At 54.0% G+C, this 15,354-nt stretch carries 16 protein-coding genes and 1 tRNA gene; 5 read left to right on the forward strand and 12 right to left on the reverse strand.

Annotated elements, in window-relative coordinates:
* Window positions 1-21: 21 nt before the first annotated feature.
* The 7 genes from JYB85_RS08915 to JYB85_RS08945 all read right to left on the reverse strand — a co-directional run bounded on the left by JYB85_RS08915 (window position 22) and on the right by JYB85_RS08945 (window position 6,089).
* Window positions 22-342, reverse strand: coding sequence for a cytochrome C oxidase subunit IV family protein (locus JYB85_RS08915; protein ID WP_207381892.1), 321 nt, complete (start codon window positions 340-342; stop codon window positions 22-24).
* 89 nt (window positions 343-431) lie between these two features.
* Window positions 432-1,100: a heme-copper oxidase subunit III family protein gene (locus JYB85_RS08920; protein ID WP_207381893.1), complete on the reverse strand. Its 669-nt coding sequence runs from the start codon at window positions 1,098-1,100 to the stop codon at window positions 432-434.
* Between the two features lie 8 nt (window positions 1,101-1,108).
* Window positions 1,109-1,789 (reverse strand): cytochrome c oxidase subunit 3, encoded by a 681-nt coding sequence (locus tag JYB85_RS08925; protein WP_207381894.1) that lies wholly within the window; start codon window positions 1,787-1,789, stop codon window positions 1,109-1,111.
* Complete coding sequence (locus JYB85_RS08930; RefSeq protein WP_207381895.1) at window positions 1,773-3,557, reverse strand: cytochrome c oxidase subunit I; 1,785 nt, start codon at window positions 3,555-3,557, stop codon at window positions 1,773-1,775. The genes JYB85_RS08925 and JYB85_RS08930 overlap by 17 nt, the downstream gene beginning before the upstream one ends.
* A 2-nt stretch (window positions 3,558-3,559) precedes the next feature.
* The gene (locus JYB85_RS08935) at window positions 3,560-4,972 is read right to left on the reverse strand and encodes a c-type cytochrome (RefSeq protein ID WP_207381896.1); all 1,413 of its coding nucleotides are present in this window, start codon (window positions 4,970-4,972) and stop codon (window positions 3,560-3,562) included.
* A 249-nt stretch (window positions 4,973-5,221) separates the two neighbouring features.
* A complete protein-coding gene (locus tag JYB85_RS08940; RefSeq protein WP_207381897.1) occupies window positions 5,222-5,779 on the reverse strand; it encodes an NAD/FAD-utilizing enzyme in 558 nt (185 codons plus the stop codon).
* Between the two features lie 219 nt (window positions 5,780-5,998).
* A tRNA-Ser gene (locus JYB85_RS08945) sits at window positions 5,999-6,089 on the reverse strand.
* Between the two features lie 369 nt (window positions 6,090-6,458).
* On the opposite strand from JYB85_RS08945, the gene punR reads away from it, so the two are divergent.
* The 5 genes from punR to JYB85_RS08970 all read left to right on the forward strand — a co-directional run bounded on the left by punR (window position 6,459) and on the right by JYB85_RS08970 (window position 8,808).
* On the forward strand, window positions 6,459-7,361 hold the full coding sequence (gene punR, locus JYB85_RS08950; RefSeq protein ID WP_207381898.1) for a DNA-binding transcriptional activator PunR: 903 nt from the start codon (window positions 6,459-6,461) through the stop codon (window positions 7,359-7,361).
* A 64-nt stretch (window positions 7,362-7,425) separates the two neighbouring features.
* Entirely contained in the window at window positions 7,426-7,815 is a 390-nt protein-coding gene (tusD, locus tag JYB85_RS08955) for a sulfurtransferase complex subunit TusD (RefSeq protein ID WP_207381899.1), read from the forward strand.
* A gap of 8 nt (window positions 7,816-7,823) precedes the next feature.
* The gene (tusC, locus tag JYB85_RS08960; RefSeq protein WP_207381900.1) at window positions 7,824-8,195 is read left to right on the forward strand and encodes a sulfurtransferase complex subunit TusC; all 372 of its coding nucleotides are present in this window, start codon (window positions 7,824-7,826) and stop codon (window positions 8,193-8,195) included.
* Window positions 8,195-8,476 carry a sulfurtransferase complex subunit TusB gene (gene tusB / locus JYB85_RS08965; RefSeq protein WP_207381901.1) on the forward strand — a complete coding sequence of 94 codons (282 nt, stop codon included), beginning with the start codon at window positions 8,195-8,197 and terminating at the stop codon, window positions 8,474-8,476. Before tusC ends, tusB begins: the two co-directional genes overlap by 1 nt.
* Complete coding sequence (locus JYB85_RS08970; RefSeq protein ID WP_207323009.1) at window positions 8,470-8,808, forward strand: TusE/DsrC/DsvC family sulfur relay protein; 339 nt, start codon at window positions 8,470-8,472, stop codon at window positions 8,806-8,808. The genes tusB and JYB85_RS08970 overlap by 7 nt, the downstream gene beginning before the upstream one ends.
* A gap of 256 nt (window positions 8,809-9,064) precedes the next feature.
* Here JYB85_RS08970 and serS read toward each other — a convergent pair whose 3' ends face one another.
* Genes serS through JYB85_RS08995 form a run of 5 tightly spaced genes read right to left on the reverse strand, consistent with a single transcriptional unit; the run spans window position 9,065 to window position 15,228 of the window.
* On the reverse strand, window positions 9,065-10,351 hold the full coding sequence (serS, locus tag JYB85_RS08975) for a serine--tRNA ligase (protein WP_207381902.1): 1,287 nt from the start codon (window positions 10,349-10,351) through the stop codon (window positions 9,065-9,067).
* A gap of 17 nt (window positions 10,352-10,368) precedes the next feature.
* Window positions 10,369-10,743: a fluoride efflux transporter CrcB gene (gene crcB / locus JYB85_RS08980; RefSeq protein ID WP_207381903.1), complete on the reverse strand. Its 375-nt coding sequence runs from the start codon at window positions 10,741-10,743 to the stop codon at window positions 10,369-10,371.
* On the reverse strand, window positions 10,736-12,013 hold the full coding sequence (locus JYB85_RS08985; RefSeq protein ID WP_207382019.1) for a replication-associated recombination protein A: 1,278 nt from the start codon (window positions 12,011-12,013) through the stop codon (window positions 10,736-10,738). The genes crcB and JYB85_RS08985 overlap by 8 nt, the downstream gene beginning before the upstream one ends.
* A 47-nt stretch (window positions 12,014-12,060) precedes the next feature.
* Window positions 12,061-12,672: an outer membrane lipoprotein chaperone LolA gene (gene lolA / locus JYB85_RS08990; RefSeq protein WP_228730240.1), complete on the reverse strand. Its 612-nt coding sequence runs from the start codon at window positions 12,670-12,672 to the stop codon at window positions 12,061-12,063.
* 18 nt (window positions 12,673-12,690) lie between these two features.
* A complete protein-coding gene (locus JYB85_RS08995; RefSeq protein ID WP_207381904.1) occupies window positions 12,691-15,228 on the reverse strand; it encodes a DNA translocase FtsK in 2,538 nt (845 codons plus the stop codon).
* Between the last annotated feature and the right edge of the window lie 126 nt (window positions 15,229-15,354).

The raw sequence follows: 15,354 nt of genomic DNA on the forward strand, positions 1-15,354 counted from the left end.
AGCAGATTGGGAAAACCAAAGTCAGGTGCTGACAAAGCCCATTATGCGACTGAAAAAGGTGTAGTTTCCTTCAAACGCCATCAGGGTAATGAATATGGCTATGGCAATAGGCGGCAACAACAACACCAGTTTCAGGGCAAAGCGTTCCCAGGCCAGGTGCATGAACACCGAGATGATAAGTCCGGCCTTGAGAAACATGAACAGCAGAATAAGTGTCCATCTCAGGGCACCGTGCAACTGAAAATAGTCCACCAGATATGACATTGTGCTGAGCACAAACAAGAGTGCCCAGATCTTGAGATAAAGACTGATGGGGTGTTGTTGACCTATTACCTGACTCATAATCTGTCACTCCAAATTGGCAGGGCCGCATAACTCCCCTGCCCGATTTGTCGGTTTACATTCATTTCCGGTTCACCACAGTTTTCGGTTCACCAGAGATAGAACAGCGCGAAAATAAATACCCACACAAGGTCGACAAAGTGCCAATAGAGGCCACTTATTTCGACATTGTGGTAGCCCTTTTCTTCGTATCGGCCCGACGCAACCCGCCTTGCAATCACTGCCAGGTAGATCACACCGGCGGTGACATGCATACCGTGGAAACCGGTTATCATGAAAAAGCTGGCGCCAAACTGGGCCGCACCCAAGGGGTTTCCCCAGGGCCTGATGCCTTCATCCAGAATTAACTTCGTCCATTCGAATGCTTGCATGCAAACAAAAGTGGCCCCCAAGGCGGCTGTAGCCAGCATGAAATACACGGTGCGGCGCCTGTCGCCCCGATAGGCAAAATTGACCGCCATTGCCATGGTGCCGCTGCTGGTGATCAGGATGAAGGTCATAATGGCGATAAGCACCAGGGGAATATGGTGGCCGGCAATGGTCAGGGCAAATACTTCACTGGGGTTGGGCCAGCTCTCCATTGCCGACAGGCGCACCGTCATGTAACCCGTTAAAAAAATACTGAAAACAAAGGTGTCGCTCAGTAGAAACAGCCACATCATCAGCTTACCCCAGGGCATGTCAAAGGCCTGCCTGTCGGCAGACCAATCCTGGGTCAGTTGTTGCCACAATGAAGGAACAGACGGTGGATTAGCCATGTCGCCTCCTATAAACCGCACCAGGCCGCTATGGTGTTGTATGCCTCGGCCGGGGCGCTGAGTAAGGCAAAAAGATACAACCACAGCAGGAGCAAATAGTGCCAATACCAGGCACAGAGTTGCAGTGATTGCCTGATGGTTTCTGTGCTTGCTTGGCGGCTCAGCAGGTACAGCCCTCTGCCGAGCACCAGGATCCCGGCCAGTAAATGCAGCCCGTGGATCCCGGTCAGCAGGTAGAAGTAGCTGTTGGCTGGATTGGACGCAATCAGAAATCCCTGTTGCTTGAGCAGCTGCCAAAGCGCCAGCTGGCCGACGATAAAAGCCAAAGAGCAGAGGATAACCCCGCCCCAAAGCAGGAATAACTTTCCGTACTGGGCCGGCAAGTTCACTCTCTTGGCCAACTCGAGCCCGCTGCTGGCTAAAACCAAAAATGCGGTATTGAGCCATAAGCGCCAGGACTGGGCCAGCGGCATCCAGGGCTCGGCGGCCAGGCCCTGGAAGTCCGGGTATTGGGAGCGGGATACATAGGTGATGCTGAACAGGAAAAACAGCACGGTAATGACAGCCAACAGAAACAGCAGTGCGGTTTTTCGGGCACCCTCCAGCGCTTCCAAACTGGAAAGCGCCTGCTTGTCCTTACTGTCCGGCGTCAGCCAGGACTTTTTACCCAGTTCAGCCAACAAAGCCATCAGCTTCCTCTCCTCTTTCGCCAAGGTTTTCAGTTGCCATCACCACGGCGTCCTGGGGACAATTTTGCGGAATATAGTCATCTTTGACCCCGGGCACGCTGTAGTCGTAGGCCCAGCGGTACACCACAGGTAACTCAGCCCCCCAGTTACCGTGGGCTGGCGGTGTTTGCGGTGTTTGCCACTCCAGTGTGGTGGCATGCCAGGGGTTGGCACTGGCCCGTTTGCCTTTGAAGGTGCTCCAAATGAGGTTGGCAATAAACAGCAATTGGGCAACGCCGACAATCAGGGCCGACACTGTGATGCTGGCGTTAAGTGTCTGGGCGGACTCGGGAATAAACTCTGTGGGGCCCATGGCAAAGTAACGCCGCGGAACACCCAGGAATCCCAGATAATGCATCGGCAGGTAAACCGCGTAGGCCCCAAGGAAGGTCACCCAAAAATGCAGTTTCCCGAGTCCCTGATGCAGAAATCGGCCGCTCATCTTTGGATACCAATGGTAGATGGCCGCAAACAGTACCATGATGGGCGACACACCCATCACCATGTGAAAATGGGCCACCACAAAATAGGTGTCCGACAAGGGTAAATCCACCACTACATTGCCGAGAAACAAGCCCGTCAGCCCGCCGTGGGTAAAGGTAAAGATAAAGCCTATGGCAAACATCATCGGCACCGTCATATGAATGTTGCCTCGCCACAGGGTCAGCACCCAGTTATAAACCTTGAGGGCCGTTGGCACCGCGATGATGAGCGTGGTGGTGGCAAAAAAGAAACCGAAGTACGGGTTCATGCCACTGACATACATGTGGTGAGCCCAGACGATGAAGCTCAAACCACCAATGGCGACTATGGCCCAGACCATCATGCGATAGCCGAAGATATTCTTGCGGGCGTGGGTCGCTATTACATCCGACACCATGCCGAAAGCCGGTAAGGCCACTATGTAGACCTCGGGGTGGCCGAAAAACCAGAACAGATGCTGAAACAGCACAGGGCTGCCGCCACTGTAGTCCAGGCTTTCTCCCAGGGACAGGATAGCCGGCATAAAGAAACTGGTGCCGACCAGCTTGTCGAGTAACATCATGATGGCACTGACCAGCAGTGCGGGGAATGCCAGCAAGCCGAGCACTGTGGCAACAAAAATCCCCCAGATGGTTAAAGGCATACGCATCAGGGTCATACCGCGGGCGCGGGCCTGCAGGATAGTGGTGACATAGTTAAGACCACCCATGGTGAAGGCCACTATGAATACCGCCAGAGACAAGAGCATCAGCACTATGCCCCAATCCTTGCCCGGCGTGCCCGCCAATATGGCCTGGGGAGGATACAAGGTCCAACCGGCGCCTGTGGGCCCGCCCATAACAGCAAAGCTGCTCAGCAAGATGATAACCGCAAGCAAGTAGGTCCAGTAACTCAACATGTTGAGAAATGGAAATACCATGTCCCTGGCACCTATCATCAGGGGGATCAGGTAGTTGCCGAACCCGCCCAACAGCAAGGCCGTCAACAGATAGATAACCATGATCATGCCGTGCATGGTGACAAATTGCAGGTAGGCGCTGGGATCGATAAAGGAAAAGGAATCGGGAAACCCCAGTTGCAATCGCATCAACGCCGACAACACCAAGGCCACCAGGCCGACCAAAATCGCGGTGCAGGCATACTGAATGGCGATGACCTTGTGATCCTGGCTCCAAACATAGCGGCTCAGGAAACCTGTGGGCTGATGGGAGCTATCCTGTTGCTCGGCAATGGCGATATGTTTCATGCTCACTCCTGCTCCGCCGTTTGTGCAGTCAGAGTTTGACGCGGCTCCTCAATCGTCTCCACAGCGCCCGGTAACGCTGTGATATAGGCCACCACGTCGTCGATGGCCTGGGGGGACTGCAGCAGGCGCGACATCATGATCATCTGCTTGCCAAACAAGTCCTGTTGATGGGCGCCGCGGATCCCTTGTTTGAAGTGCTCAAGTTGTCGGCGCAGATACCAATCATGTTGACCGGCCAATCGGGGCGCATTCTGGTTGTAGTTACCCTCTCCCGCTTCACCGTGGCAAAAACTGCAATTGTGGTACAGGGCTTTACCCTTACGGACATCACCGCTGGCTGTGGCTGACTTTGGTGACAAGGTAGCTATATAGGCCGAGATCTGGCGAATGGCCTCATTATTGGCGAGCATTCTGGCCATGGCGGCCATTTGCTGCCCCTGGATATCATCCTTGTGGGCGCCGCGGATCCCTTGCTGAAAATATTGCAGCTGGCGCTCCAGGTACCAGGCCCCTTGCCCGGCCAGGGCCGGCGCGTCAAGCGCAACATTGCCCTCACCTGCCTGTCCGTGGCAGGCGCTGCAGCTCTGATACAGACCTTTTCCAGCAACAATATCGGCTTGGGGTTGCTGCTGGGTTTGTGAAAACGTGGGCTGGCTGGCAAGCCAGGTTTGATACTCGGTCGGTGGGTCCACCTGAATAATGCCCCGCATGGTGTAATGGGCCATGCCGCATAACTCCTGGCACAGGAGTTCAAATCGACCGGCCTTGGTGGGAGTAAACCACATGTAGGAGGTCAAGCCGGGCACCAGATCCATTTTCACCCGAAACTGCGGTACCGAAAAGCTGTGCAGCACATCCTTTGAGCGCAACTGCAGTTTGATAGCCTGTCCCTGCAGCAGATGCATTTCATTGCCCTCGATAAGCACATCGTCCAGGCCATTGACATCATCCGGGTTAATCCCGAAGGGGTTTTGCTCTGTGATAAGTTCAACCGCACTTTGGCCAAATTGGCCGTCAGCGCCGGGAAGCCTGAAACTCCAGCTCCATTGCTGACCAACCGCTTCGACCAGATGGGCCTCCTTGGGCACCTTAATAAAGGAATTCCAAACGAATAAACCGGGTGCCAGCATGGCGGCGATACCCAGACTGGTGGCTATCACCAGCCAGGTTTCCAGCTTCTTGTTTTCCGGTTCGTAATCCGCCCTGCGATTGCGGTTGAAGCGGTAGCGAAACAGGGCAAAAGCGAGGAAACTGTTTACCGCGATGAACACCAGGCCCGTGACCCAAAAGGTGATGTTGATGGTGTCGTCTATCGTCTGCCAATTCGACGCAAGCGGGGTAAACCACCAGGGGCTGGTGAAATGGAAAATCAGGGTGGCAATAATCAATATCACCAGGGCAACTACCAGAGCCATAGTCTTGTCCCTATGCGGGAAACCACGGTGTCAGTACAGGGCCTTTACATAAAATGCCGGACTGAACCGCGTCTTGCGAATGCGAAAGCTTATCAAAGCGTAAGTATAGTCCCAGTTGACTGGGCTGGCGTTTGCCAAGGGGGGGCTTTTATTGTTCTGCCCCCGAAATGGGCGAGAAGATTTCACATAGAGGTAGGAAAGATTGAAGTGGCAAGGTGCATCGGCAGGATAGCGATGCACCTATATATGTCAGGGCATAAACTTCATAAAGCGTTTGAAGTTATCCTGGCTATGGACTACCCAGCTGGGTGTGGCCTCACCTGTACCGACCGCATGCAATCTTGGGTGACTCATGATGACCCTGGACAAAAGGCCTTCCTGCTCCTGTTCAATGTCCACAAAAAATACGTGCCGGCCCCGATGCAGCAACCCCTGGAATCGTTTGAAATTCACATTGGGTACCTGGATCCCGATAAAGCCGCCTTCCCAGGTACAAAAACCCAGCAGCACAATGGCAAGGAATACCAGTGGCACCCAGCCTCCGGGACCTTCCGTCAGCCCCATAAGGTAGCCAATTACCAGCACGGCACAGGCTACAAGTATTCCTACGAAGGCGCCTATTTCAGTTGAGTGCACGACATCCTGTTTCAATACCGGCTCAACCTCGTGTAAATGATGTGACTCTACCGCTCCATCCTGTTCACTGAGCACATGGATTTGTGGTTCGGTAATGCCGTTGGCCTCAAGTTCATGTTCAACTTGCTCAAGATCATCAAGATCTGCGGTTGCGTAGTAATGCCTTACCATGACAACCTCCCAGATGTTACCCGGGCAACGTATCTGCCCTGCTTGGAACCCACTATCGATAACCCAAGTGCAAACTTCGGGTATATCGGCCTATCCTAAATTATAGCAGTTGACAGAAATCGGGACGTGGGCCTGGAGGCGCCTGTGCGCCGCTTGGTTGAATAGACTGAGGAAAATGAAAAGTAAAAAGCCCGCTTAGATAAGCGGGCTTTTTGAATATGGCGGAGGAGCAGGGATTTGAACCCTGGGTGGGCTATAAACCCACGCCGGTTTTCAAGACCGGTGCATTAAACCACTCTGCCACCCCTCCGGATGGACGGCAATATAAGTGAGGCGAAGCTTGCTGTAAAGCTTTTTATATCAAGCGCATGCCGAGTGATGATTAAATGCGCACAGGGTTTGTTCTGCGCTCATTTTTTGCCAATAACGTTATCAATAAAGCTTGGGGAATGGCCTTTGAGGGGCAGGCACACTTGATCCCTTGGGTCGATAGGAGTAGCCTTTTCTGGCTTGCAAATTTTTTCACTGCAACGGCAAATTTTTGAATATTTCCTGTTATCTTTCTGCTTTGCAATGAGCAACTGTTGGTATTGGATTGGGCTTGTTGCCGGATAATAATTCAAGTCTTAGTGTGCTTCCTGCCTAAGCTATTAAATGATAAACCGTTTGGGGATAGTAAATGCTTTCTGAACAAGCGCTGCAATTGGTGGATACCGTGGCCCAGGTGGGCAGTTTTACCGCGGCCGCGGCCAAACTCAACAAGGTGCCTTCGGCCATCAGTTATGCTATCAAACAGATAGAAGACGAGTTGGGTGTTGCCTTGTTCAACCGGCACCATCGCAGCGTCAGCCTGACGTTGGCGGGTGAGCATTTCGTGGCTGAGGCCCGGGCTATTCTCAAACAACTCGACGCCATCAAGCGCGGTACCCAGCAGGTCGCCAATGGCTGGCAACCCAGGCTTGGTATCGCCGTGGACACCCTGGTCAGGGCCGACCGCGTCAGTCTGTTGATAGCTGATTTCTACCGCCATTTTGATGATGTGGAATTGGTGGTCAGCACCCAGGTATTCAACGGTGTGTGGGAATCCTTGACCCTGGGCCACAGTCAATTGGCCATAGGCGCCACCACGGCCATCCCGGTTGGCGGCATTTATCAGTATCGGGACATGGGCCACATAGGTTGGCAATTCCTGGTGTCCCGCAATCATCCCCTGGCTCAATTGGACCGTCCGCTGGAAGACGAGGATATCCGACCCTTTGCCGCCATTACGGTCGAAGACACGGCACGGGAGATCCCAAAACGCCAGTCACCGCTGCTCGACAACCAAAGGCGTATTTTGGTGCCGGACTGGATCCGAGCCATCAACTGTTTCCGTGAGGGATTGGGCGTGGGCTATATGCCTGCCCACCTGGCAACGCCTTTTGTCCGCGCCGGCGCCTTGATAGAGAAGTCCTTGGCCCGACCCCAGGCACCAACCCCCTGTTGCCTTGCATGGAACGGCGCCAACACTTCACCGGCCTTAACCTGGTTGTTGGATTATCTTGGCCATGGTGACAAGCTGCAGTCGGATTGGCTCTCCTGAGCCTGACTCCCTATTTTGCCAAAATACGTTAAAATGGCGCCCGGTCTGAGTCTGTAGATACGTTATGAGCACTTTTATTATTCAAGTTAACGGCAGCGCCTATGGCGACAGTGCAGCCTTTCACGCGCTTAAGTTTACCGAGGCCGCCATTCAGGCCGGTCACAGCGTGCTGAGGGTATTCTTCTATCAGGACGGTGTTTTCAACAGCTCCAGCCTGGGGGCGCCGGCATCCGATGAATTCAATCTTTACCGTGCGTGGCTCGACCTGGCAGAGCGCCATGGGCTTGAGTTGGTTAACTGTGTGTCGGCAGCACTGCGGCGTGGCATGTTATCCGATGTTGAAGCACGGGAACAGGGCCTGGACCATTGGAACGTGGCCCCAACCGTAGTGATGGGAGGCCTGGGTGAACTGGTAACCGGTTTGGTCAAGGCCGACCGGCTGGTGTGTTTCTAGGAGCCGATATGAAAAAACTGTGTGTGGTTTTCAGACGCGGCCCCCATGGCACGGCTCACGGTCGTGAGGCCTTGGATTTGGCCATGCTTGCGGCGAGCTTTGATCTTGAAGTGAGTCTGCTCTTTTGCGACGAGGGTGTGCTGCATTTACTGCAAGATCAAAATCCTGAGCACATAGGTTGCCGTGACTATATTTCTACCTTCAAGGCCCTGCCCTTTTATGATGTGGAAATCCAATTGGTGTGCAAGCAATCCCTGGTGGACTATGGTTTGAACAAAAATGGTTTGAACAAAAATGGCTTAAGCGGAGAGTTGCAGATCCTCGATAGCGAGGCCATTACGGCACACCTGCAATCAGTCGATGAAGTGGTGGTTTACTGATGATTTTACATCATATTCAAAAGTCTCCCTCCCAGGATGGCGCGCTGAGATTGTGCCTGCGTTATATCGCCAAGGACGATGCCTTGCTGCTCAGTGGCGATGCGGTCACGGCGCCCATGGTGCGGCAATGGTCCATGGCGTTGTCGCCCTATAAGGTATTTTTACTCGAAGATGATGTCATCGCCCGAGGGCTCGGCGGGCATCTTGGCAAATACACCCAGGTGAGTTACGAGCGTTGGGTAGAGTTGTCGTTGCAGTATCAAAAGGTGATCACTTGGTAGAACAACTGGAATTTAACGGCAAATTGATAGAAACGGATGCCCAGGGCTATCTGAAACATGTGGCCGACTGGAATGAAGAAATAGCACTCATCATTGCCGCCCGGGAGCAAATAGAGATGACCGCAGCCCATTGGGAGGTGGTGCATTTTGTGCGGGATTTCTATATGGAATTCAACACCAGTCCCGCCATCCGCGCCCTGGTCAAGGCCATGGGATTGAAACTGGGGGCCGAAAAAGGCAACTCCAAATATCTCTATACCCTGTTTCCTGTGGGGCCCGCCAAACAAGCCACCAAGATAGCCGGACTGCCCAAGCCGGCAAAATGTATTTAAATCCGGCGTAATGCCGATAAAAAAGACCCCGTTCAATGACGGGGTCTTTTTTTAACTGGCTTGCTTATCTGGCGAGACTATCTCGCATTGTCCAGCACAATAAAAACGGCTTTTCCCAGTGTTGTCAGCAGGATACCTGCAAATACAGCGATGATCGCCATATAGGAAAGCCAACGTAAATAGCGTTGTTGACCGTTGTCCATTGCATCCTATACATCAGGCTATTGAGCTTAATCCCGGTTTGTAACCGGGATTTTTATCCCAGTTTTTCCAGGCCACCCATGTATGGCCGCAGCGCCTCAGGCACGGTCACAGTGCCGTCGCTGTTCTGGTAGTTTTCCAGAATGGCCACCAAGGTACGACCAACCGCCAAACCCGAACCGTTGAGCGTATGCAGCAGAACGGGTTTGTTATCCGCCTTGGCGCGATAGCGGGCCTGCATACGACGTGCCTGGAAATCCTTCACGTTGGAGCAGGAAGAAATTTCCCTGTAGGTGTTCTGCGCCGGCAACCAGACTTCAATGTCATAGGTCTTGGCGGCACCGAAGCCCATATCGCCGGTGCACAGGGCAACGGTACGATAAGGCAGCCCCAGACGCTGCAGCACTTTTTCGGCATGCCCTGTCATGGCCTCGAGGGCATCCATGGAATCTTCCGGCTTCACCAGTTGCACCATTTCAACCTTGTCGAATTGATGCTGACGGATGAGACCGCGGGTGTCTTTGCCGTAGGAGCCGGCTTCACTGCGGAAGCAAGGCGTATGGGCCGTGAATTTTACCGGCAGCTCGTCTTCGTCCAAAATGCTGTCGCGGGCCAGGTTGGTCAGTGGTACTTCGGCGGTGGGGATCAGGCTCAAGCCCTGACCTTCTTCGGTGGCCGGTTTGGTGTGAAACAGATCTTCACCGAACTTCGGCAGCTGACCTGTGCCAAGCAAACTGTCAGCGTTCACCAGATAAGGCACGTAGGCTTCTGTGTAACCGTGCTCTGTGGTGTGCAAATCCAGCATGAATTGCGCCAGTGCGCGGTGCATACGGGCAATCTGGCCCTTCATCACGATAAAGCGCGAACCTGTTACCTTGACTGCGCTCTTGAAGTCCAGGCCACCCAGGCCCTCACCCAGATCCACATGATCTTTGACGTCAAAATCAAAGCTGCGTGGGGTGCCCCAACGGCGTACTTCCACGTTTTCGGTTTCATCGGCACCCACAGGCACAGATTCGTCCGGCAAGTTGGGAATGGCCATGGCAATGCCGTTGAGCTCTTCCAGCAGTGCACTCAACTCCTGCTTCTTGGCATCCAGCTCTTCGCCGAGGGATCCAACCTGAGCCATGATAGGAGCAACATCTTCACCGCGGGACTTGGCTTGACCAATGGACTTGGAAATGGCATTGCGCTTGGCTTGCAGTTCTTCTGTGGCGACCTGCAAGGACTTGCGCTGCTCTTCCAGAGCATTGAGCTTGGCAACATCCAAAATAAAGCCGCGCGTAGCGAGACGTTCAGCCGTGGTTTCCAGTTCATTTCTAAGATATTTGGGATCTAGCATGGTTAGTTTCTTTATTGTTAAACGCGGGAAAATACAATTTGCTGGCCAATGTACACCATAAACAGGCAAATACACAGGTTCAGCGCGACATTCAGTCCGGCCTTCAGCCAGTGGCCCTGCTGCATTAACAGCAAGGTCTCATTGGAGAAAGTGGAGAAGGTGGTCAATGCCCCCAGTAGCCCTATCCCAACCAGGGATTTGAATTCCGGACTAATGTGGCTGACCTGGCCCAGGCCGTACACCAGGCCCATAAAAAACGAGCCGATAACATTGACCGCCAGTGTACCAAAAGGGAAGCCGGGGCCAAAGAGCTGCAACATCAAAATCGAGATCAGATAACGGCTTATGGCACCTATGGCGCCGCCGAGACCGACAAACATCAGATTAGTCATAGCGGCGCTCCGAACTCTGCTGGTTCAGCATATCCAACTGGGCCAGTTTTTCCTGGATCCGCTTCTCAAATCCGCGGTTGCTTGGATGGTATAAGCGGGTATCGCTGAGACTTGGTGGGAAATAGTTTTCGCCGGCTGCAAAGGCTCCGGCCTCATCGTGGGCATAACGGTAGCCGGCACCGTGGCCAAGCTCGGCCATCAGCTTGGTGGGGGCATTGCGAAGGTGCATGGGAACCGCTTGATCGCAGGTTTCGGCGGCAAGGCGTTTACCTTCCTTGAAGGCCAGGTATACGGCATTGCTTTTGGGCGCGGATGCCAAATAAACCAACGCCTGGGCTATGGCCCGCTCGCCCTCGGCAGGACCAACGCGATGGAAACAATCCCAGGCGTTCAGTGCCACAGTCATGGCATTGGGATCGGCATTGCCTATGTCCTCAGAGGCAATGGCCAATAACCGCCTGGCCACCTGCAGCGGGTCGCCTCCGGCAGTCAGAATGCGGCAATACCAGTACAGGGCGCCATCGGGGGACGAACCGCGCACCGATTTATGGACGGCTGAAATCAGATCGTAAAACTCATCGCCGCCCTTGTCATAACTGGCCGCCCTGTGCCCGGCCACTTCATTGAACATATCGGCATCAAGGGTGGCACCATCGGCCACCATGTCGGCCATCAGTTCGAGCAGGTTCAGGGCCTTGCGGGCATCACCATCGCAAAAGCGCGCCATCGCCTGCGCCAATTCCTGTGGCAGTTGCAGTTGCCTTTTTCCCAGTCCCCGGTCTTCATCCGCCAGCGCCTGGTTCAGTATGGTGCACAGCTCCGCCTCATCCAGCCGCTTTATCAGGTATACCCGGCAGCGCGACAGGAGCGCATTGTTGACTTCAAAGGAGGGATTTTCCGTGGTGGCACCGATAAAAATCACTGTGCCATCTTCAATAAAGGGCAGAAATGCGTCTTGCTGGCTTTTGTTGAATCTGTGTACTTCATCGACAAACAGCAAGGTGCGTTGGCCCCTGGACTGAGCCACGGCCTTGGCTTGTTCTATGGCCTGGCGGATTTCCTTGACCCCGGAGGTAACCGCAGAAATGCGTTCCACATGGGCATTGGTGTAGCGGGCAATCAGTTCAGCCAGGGTGGTTTTACCGGTGCCGGGTGGGCCCCACAAAAGCATGGAATGCGCCCTGCCCGCCAGCAGCGCCTGGCGCAGGGGTTTGCCTTCGGCAAGCAAATGATGTTGGCCGACATACTCCTCAACACTGCGGGGCCGCATTCTGGCCGCCAGAGGAGAAAAGTCGGGCGCAAAGTCAAAGCTCAAACTCACTTGGCGGAACCCTTGCGCTGATCGTCGAGGGTGACACCCTCGGGCAAGTCAAAGTGAAACAGGGAAAAATCGCTTTCGGAAAGCTTGGTTACGCCACTCAGTTCAAAATGGCTCAGGTTGTGTTGCTCGTCGGTGAGGCTGAGGCTGGTTAAAATCTCATCCTTAAAACAGACGGTGACATCCACCACAGTGCCCTGGGCTTTGTCTTTTGGGCTGATAGCGTAACAATCACCCTTGGCGTTAATGTCGTACTTGTCCCAGCTTGCCTTGTCCTGCTGCACCAGCAGTGCCATTGGCGATGCCTCAAGCACATCGGCCATGTCGAGGGCGGTGACTTCTTCGGCAAAGGGGTTGTATATCCACACGGTTTCTTTGGCCGCCACAATCAGGGATTCGTCGGGCTCTGTCAGATGCCAATAAAAGCGGTTGGGAAAGCCAAGGGCCAGCAGGCCTTCGCCCTGCTGGATTTGTTTTTGGTTTACGTCTGTCACTTGCTGGGAAAAGTTGGCCTTGAGGCTCTCCAGTCCAGCCAGGCGCTGACGCAGTGCTTCGGCATCGTCGGCCAGCACAGGTCCGGCCAACAATAGTAATAAAGAAAGGTATTTCACTATCGGTTCCTTATGGGATCAGTTGCGCGGCGGAGGTGGCGCCAACACTTCACGGTTGCCATTGTGGCCCTGACTGCTGACCACACCCGCCATTTCCATTTGCTCGATTATCCGTGCCGCGCGGTTGTAACCTATTTTAAATTTTCGCTGTACGCTTGAGATGGAACCGCGACGGGTCTCGGTCACAAACGCCACAGCCTCGTCATAGAGAGGATCATATTCATCGTCACCGCCCTCGGGGGCTTCACCGGGCAACAACACCTGCTCACCCTCACTGGCCCCCTGGAGAATTTCCTCTATATATTGTGGTTTGCCGCGGGCATGCCAATCGGCAACCACCTTGTGCACTTCATGATCGTCAATAAAGGCGCCGTGAACCCGTACAGGTACCCCGGTACCGGGCGGCATATACAGCATGTCGCCCATACCCAGCAGGGTTTCAGCCCCCTGTTGATCGAGAATGGTGCGAGAGTCAATGCGGGATGACACCTGGAACGCAATGCGGGTTGGGATGTTGGCCTTGATAAGACCGGTTATCACATCCACCGAGGGTCTTTGGGTGGCCAGGATCAAATGAATACCGGCAGCACGGGCCTTTTGGGCAATACGGGCAATCAGCTCTTCCACTTTTTTGCCGACTATCATCATCATGTCGGCAAATTCGTCCACCACCACGACAATGGACGGCAGTTTATCCAGCGCCGGCGCTTCCTCTTCGAAACTGTCGGACGCTTTCCACAGGGGATCGGTAATCTCTTCGCCGTTGGCCTTGGCCTCGGCAATCTTGGCATTATAGCCCTTGAGGTTTCTGACCCCGAGCGCTGACATCAGCTTGTAGCGCCGCTCCATTTCACCCACACACCAGCGCAGGGCGTTGGACGCTTCCTTCATGTCGGTGACCACTTCACACAGCAAGTGTGGAATACCTTCATAAACGGAAAGCTCCAACATCTTGGGGTCTATCATGATAAAGCGCACATCTTCGGGGCTGGATTTGTAAAGCAAACTGGTGATCATCACGTTGACCCCGACGGACTTACCCGAACCTGTGGTACCGGCCACCAGAAGGTGCGGCATCTTACCAAGGTCCACCACCACGGGTTCACCGGCAATGTCCTGGCCCAGTACCATAGACAGGCTGGAGGGACTGTTCTTGAACGCGTCGCAGTCGAGCACGTCACGCATAAATACGGTTTCGCGGAATTTGTTCGGCAGCTCAAGACCCACGTAGGCCTTGCCCGGGATCACTTCCACCACCCTCACCCGCTCGGCCAACAATGAACGGGCGAGATCGCTCGACAGATTGGAAATCTTCGATGCCTTAACCCCTGGTGCGAGTTCAAGCTCAAAACGGGTGATCACAGGGCCGGGATAAACCCCGACCACATTGGCAACTATGTTGAAGTCCGCGAGTTTGGCCTCAACCAATCTGGCGACCTGTTCCAGCTCTTCTTCACTGATGGGATTGGCCTTGCGGTTGGGCACATCCAGCAGGCTGATGCTGGGCAGCGGATCCATAGGACGCTGCACAACGTTTTCATCCTGTCCCGGTAATATGACTATGCCGTCGACAATTTTGGCTTTTTCCTGCTCCTTCGCCTTGCGGGTCTTGACGGCAACGGCGCCGGAAGATGCTTTGGTATCGAAGTCTATATCGTCGTCCCAAGGGGGCATGTCTTCGTCATCGTCAATGTTTACCATCGGCTCGACGCCTGCCACAGGAACGAATGGGGCAGACAGCTCATCATCCTGCTCTTCGGCATCAGCGCCAACCAAGGGCTCTACCCGGCGCTTGGCAATACGGGTGACGGGCTTTACCGGAGTCAAAGACTCGACTTCAGCATAATCCTCTGAATCTTCCTCAGACTGTCGCGCTTTATCCTGTTTCGCTTTGAAGTTCGCCACAAGGGACATAAAACCACGGGTATCTTCGGTTTCCCTCGGTGCCTGTATCCGCTTCGGCAGGCGGTACAAACCGCGTGCCAGCCACAGGGTACCCCGTCCCAGCATTTCCACTACCAGGATCCAGCTAATGCCCGTAAGCAAGGTAAAACCGGCGCAGACAAAGCACAGCAGCAGCAGGGTCGTGCCCAGTTGATTGAAATAGGGCAACATGGCGGCAGCGATAACATCGCCGGCAACACCGCCGGCAGAATATTCAAAAATATCATTGGCATTCATGCTGGCGAGGGACGACATGCCGAAGACAATCAGCAAAAAACCAATCAGGCGCAGGCCAACGGAAAAGTAATCCACTTCCAACAATCTGTGGGCGCGTTTAAACAGCAGCCAGCCGGTACCGGCTATCATGAAAGGCACCAGATAGGCGCTGTAGCCAAAAAAGTACAGCAGCACATCGGCAGTCCAGGCCCCCACGGCGCCGCCAAGATTGATTATCTTTCCCTGGTAATTGGATTGACTCCAGCCGGGATCGCCAGGATTGAAGCTGGTCAGTGCGAGCAGAACGTAAGTGGCAGTCATACAACAAAGAATCAGTCCACCTTCCAGGAGTCGTTGTAAGCCGCTGAGTGTATTGACGCGATTTGCCTGTGACAAAAGAAACAGTCCATAAGCCGATGAAAACAGGTGAAGTTAAGATACCAGAATCCCATACAATGTGCAGCGAATTAGCCGGTTTTATGCGCAGTCGAGTCGTCTTTCCGGAGGAAAAATGCAAAAAGG

This window comes from Shewanella sedimentimangrovi (assembly GCF_017354965.1).
Classification (GTDB): Bacteria; Pseudomonadota; Gammaproteobacteria; order Enterobacterales; family Shewanellaceae; genus Shewanella; species Shewanella cyperi.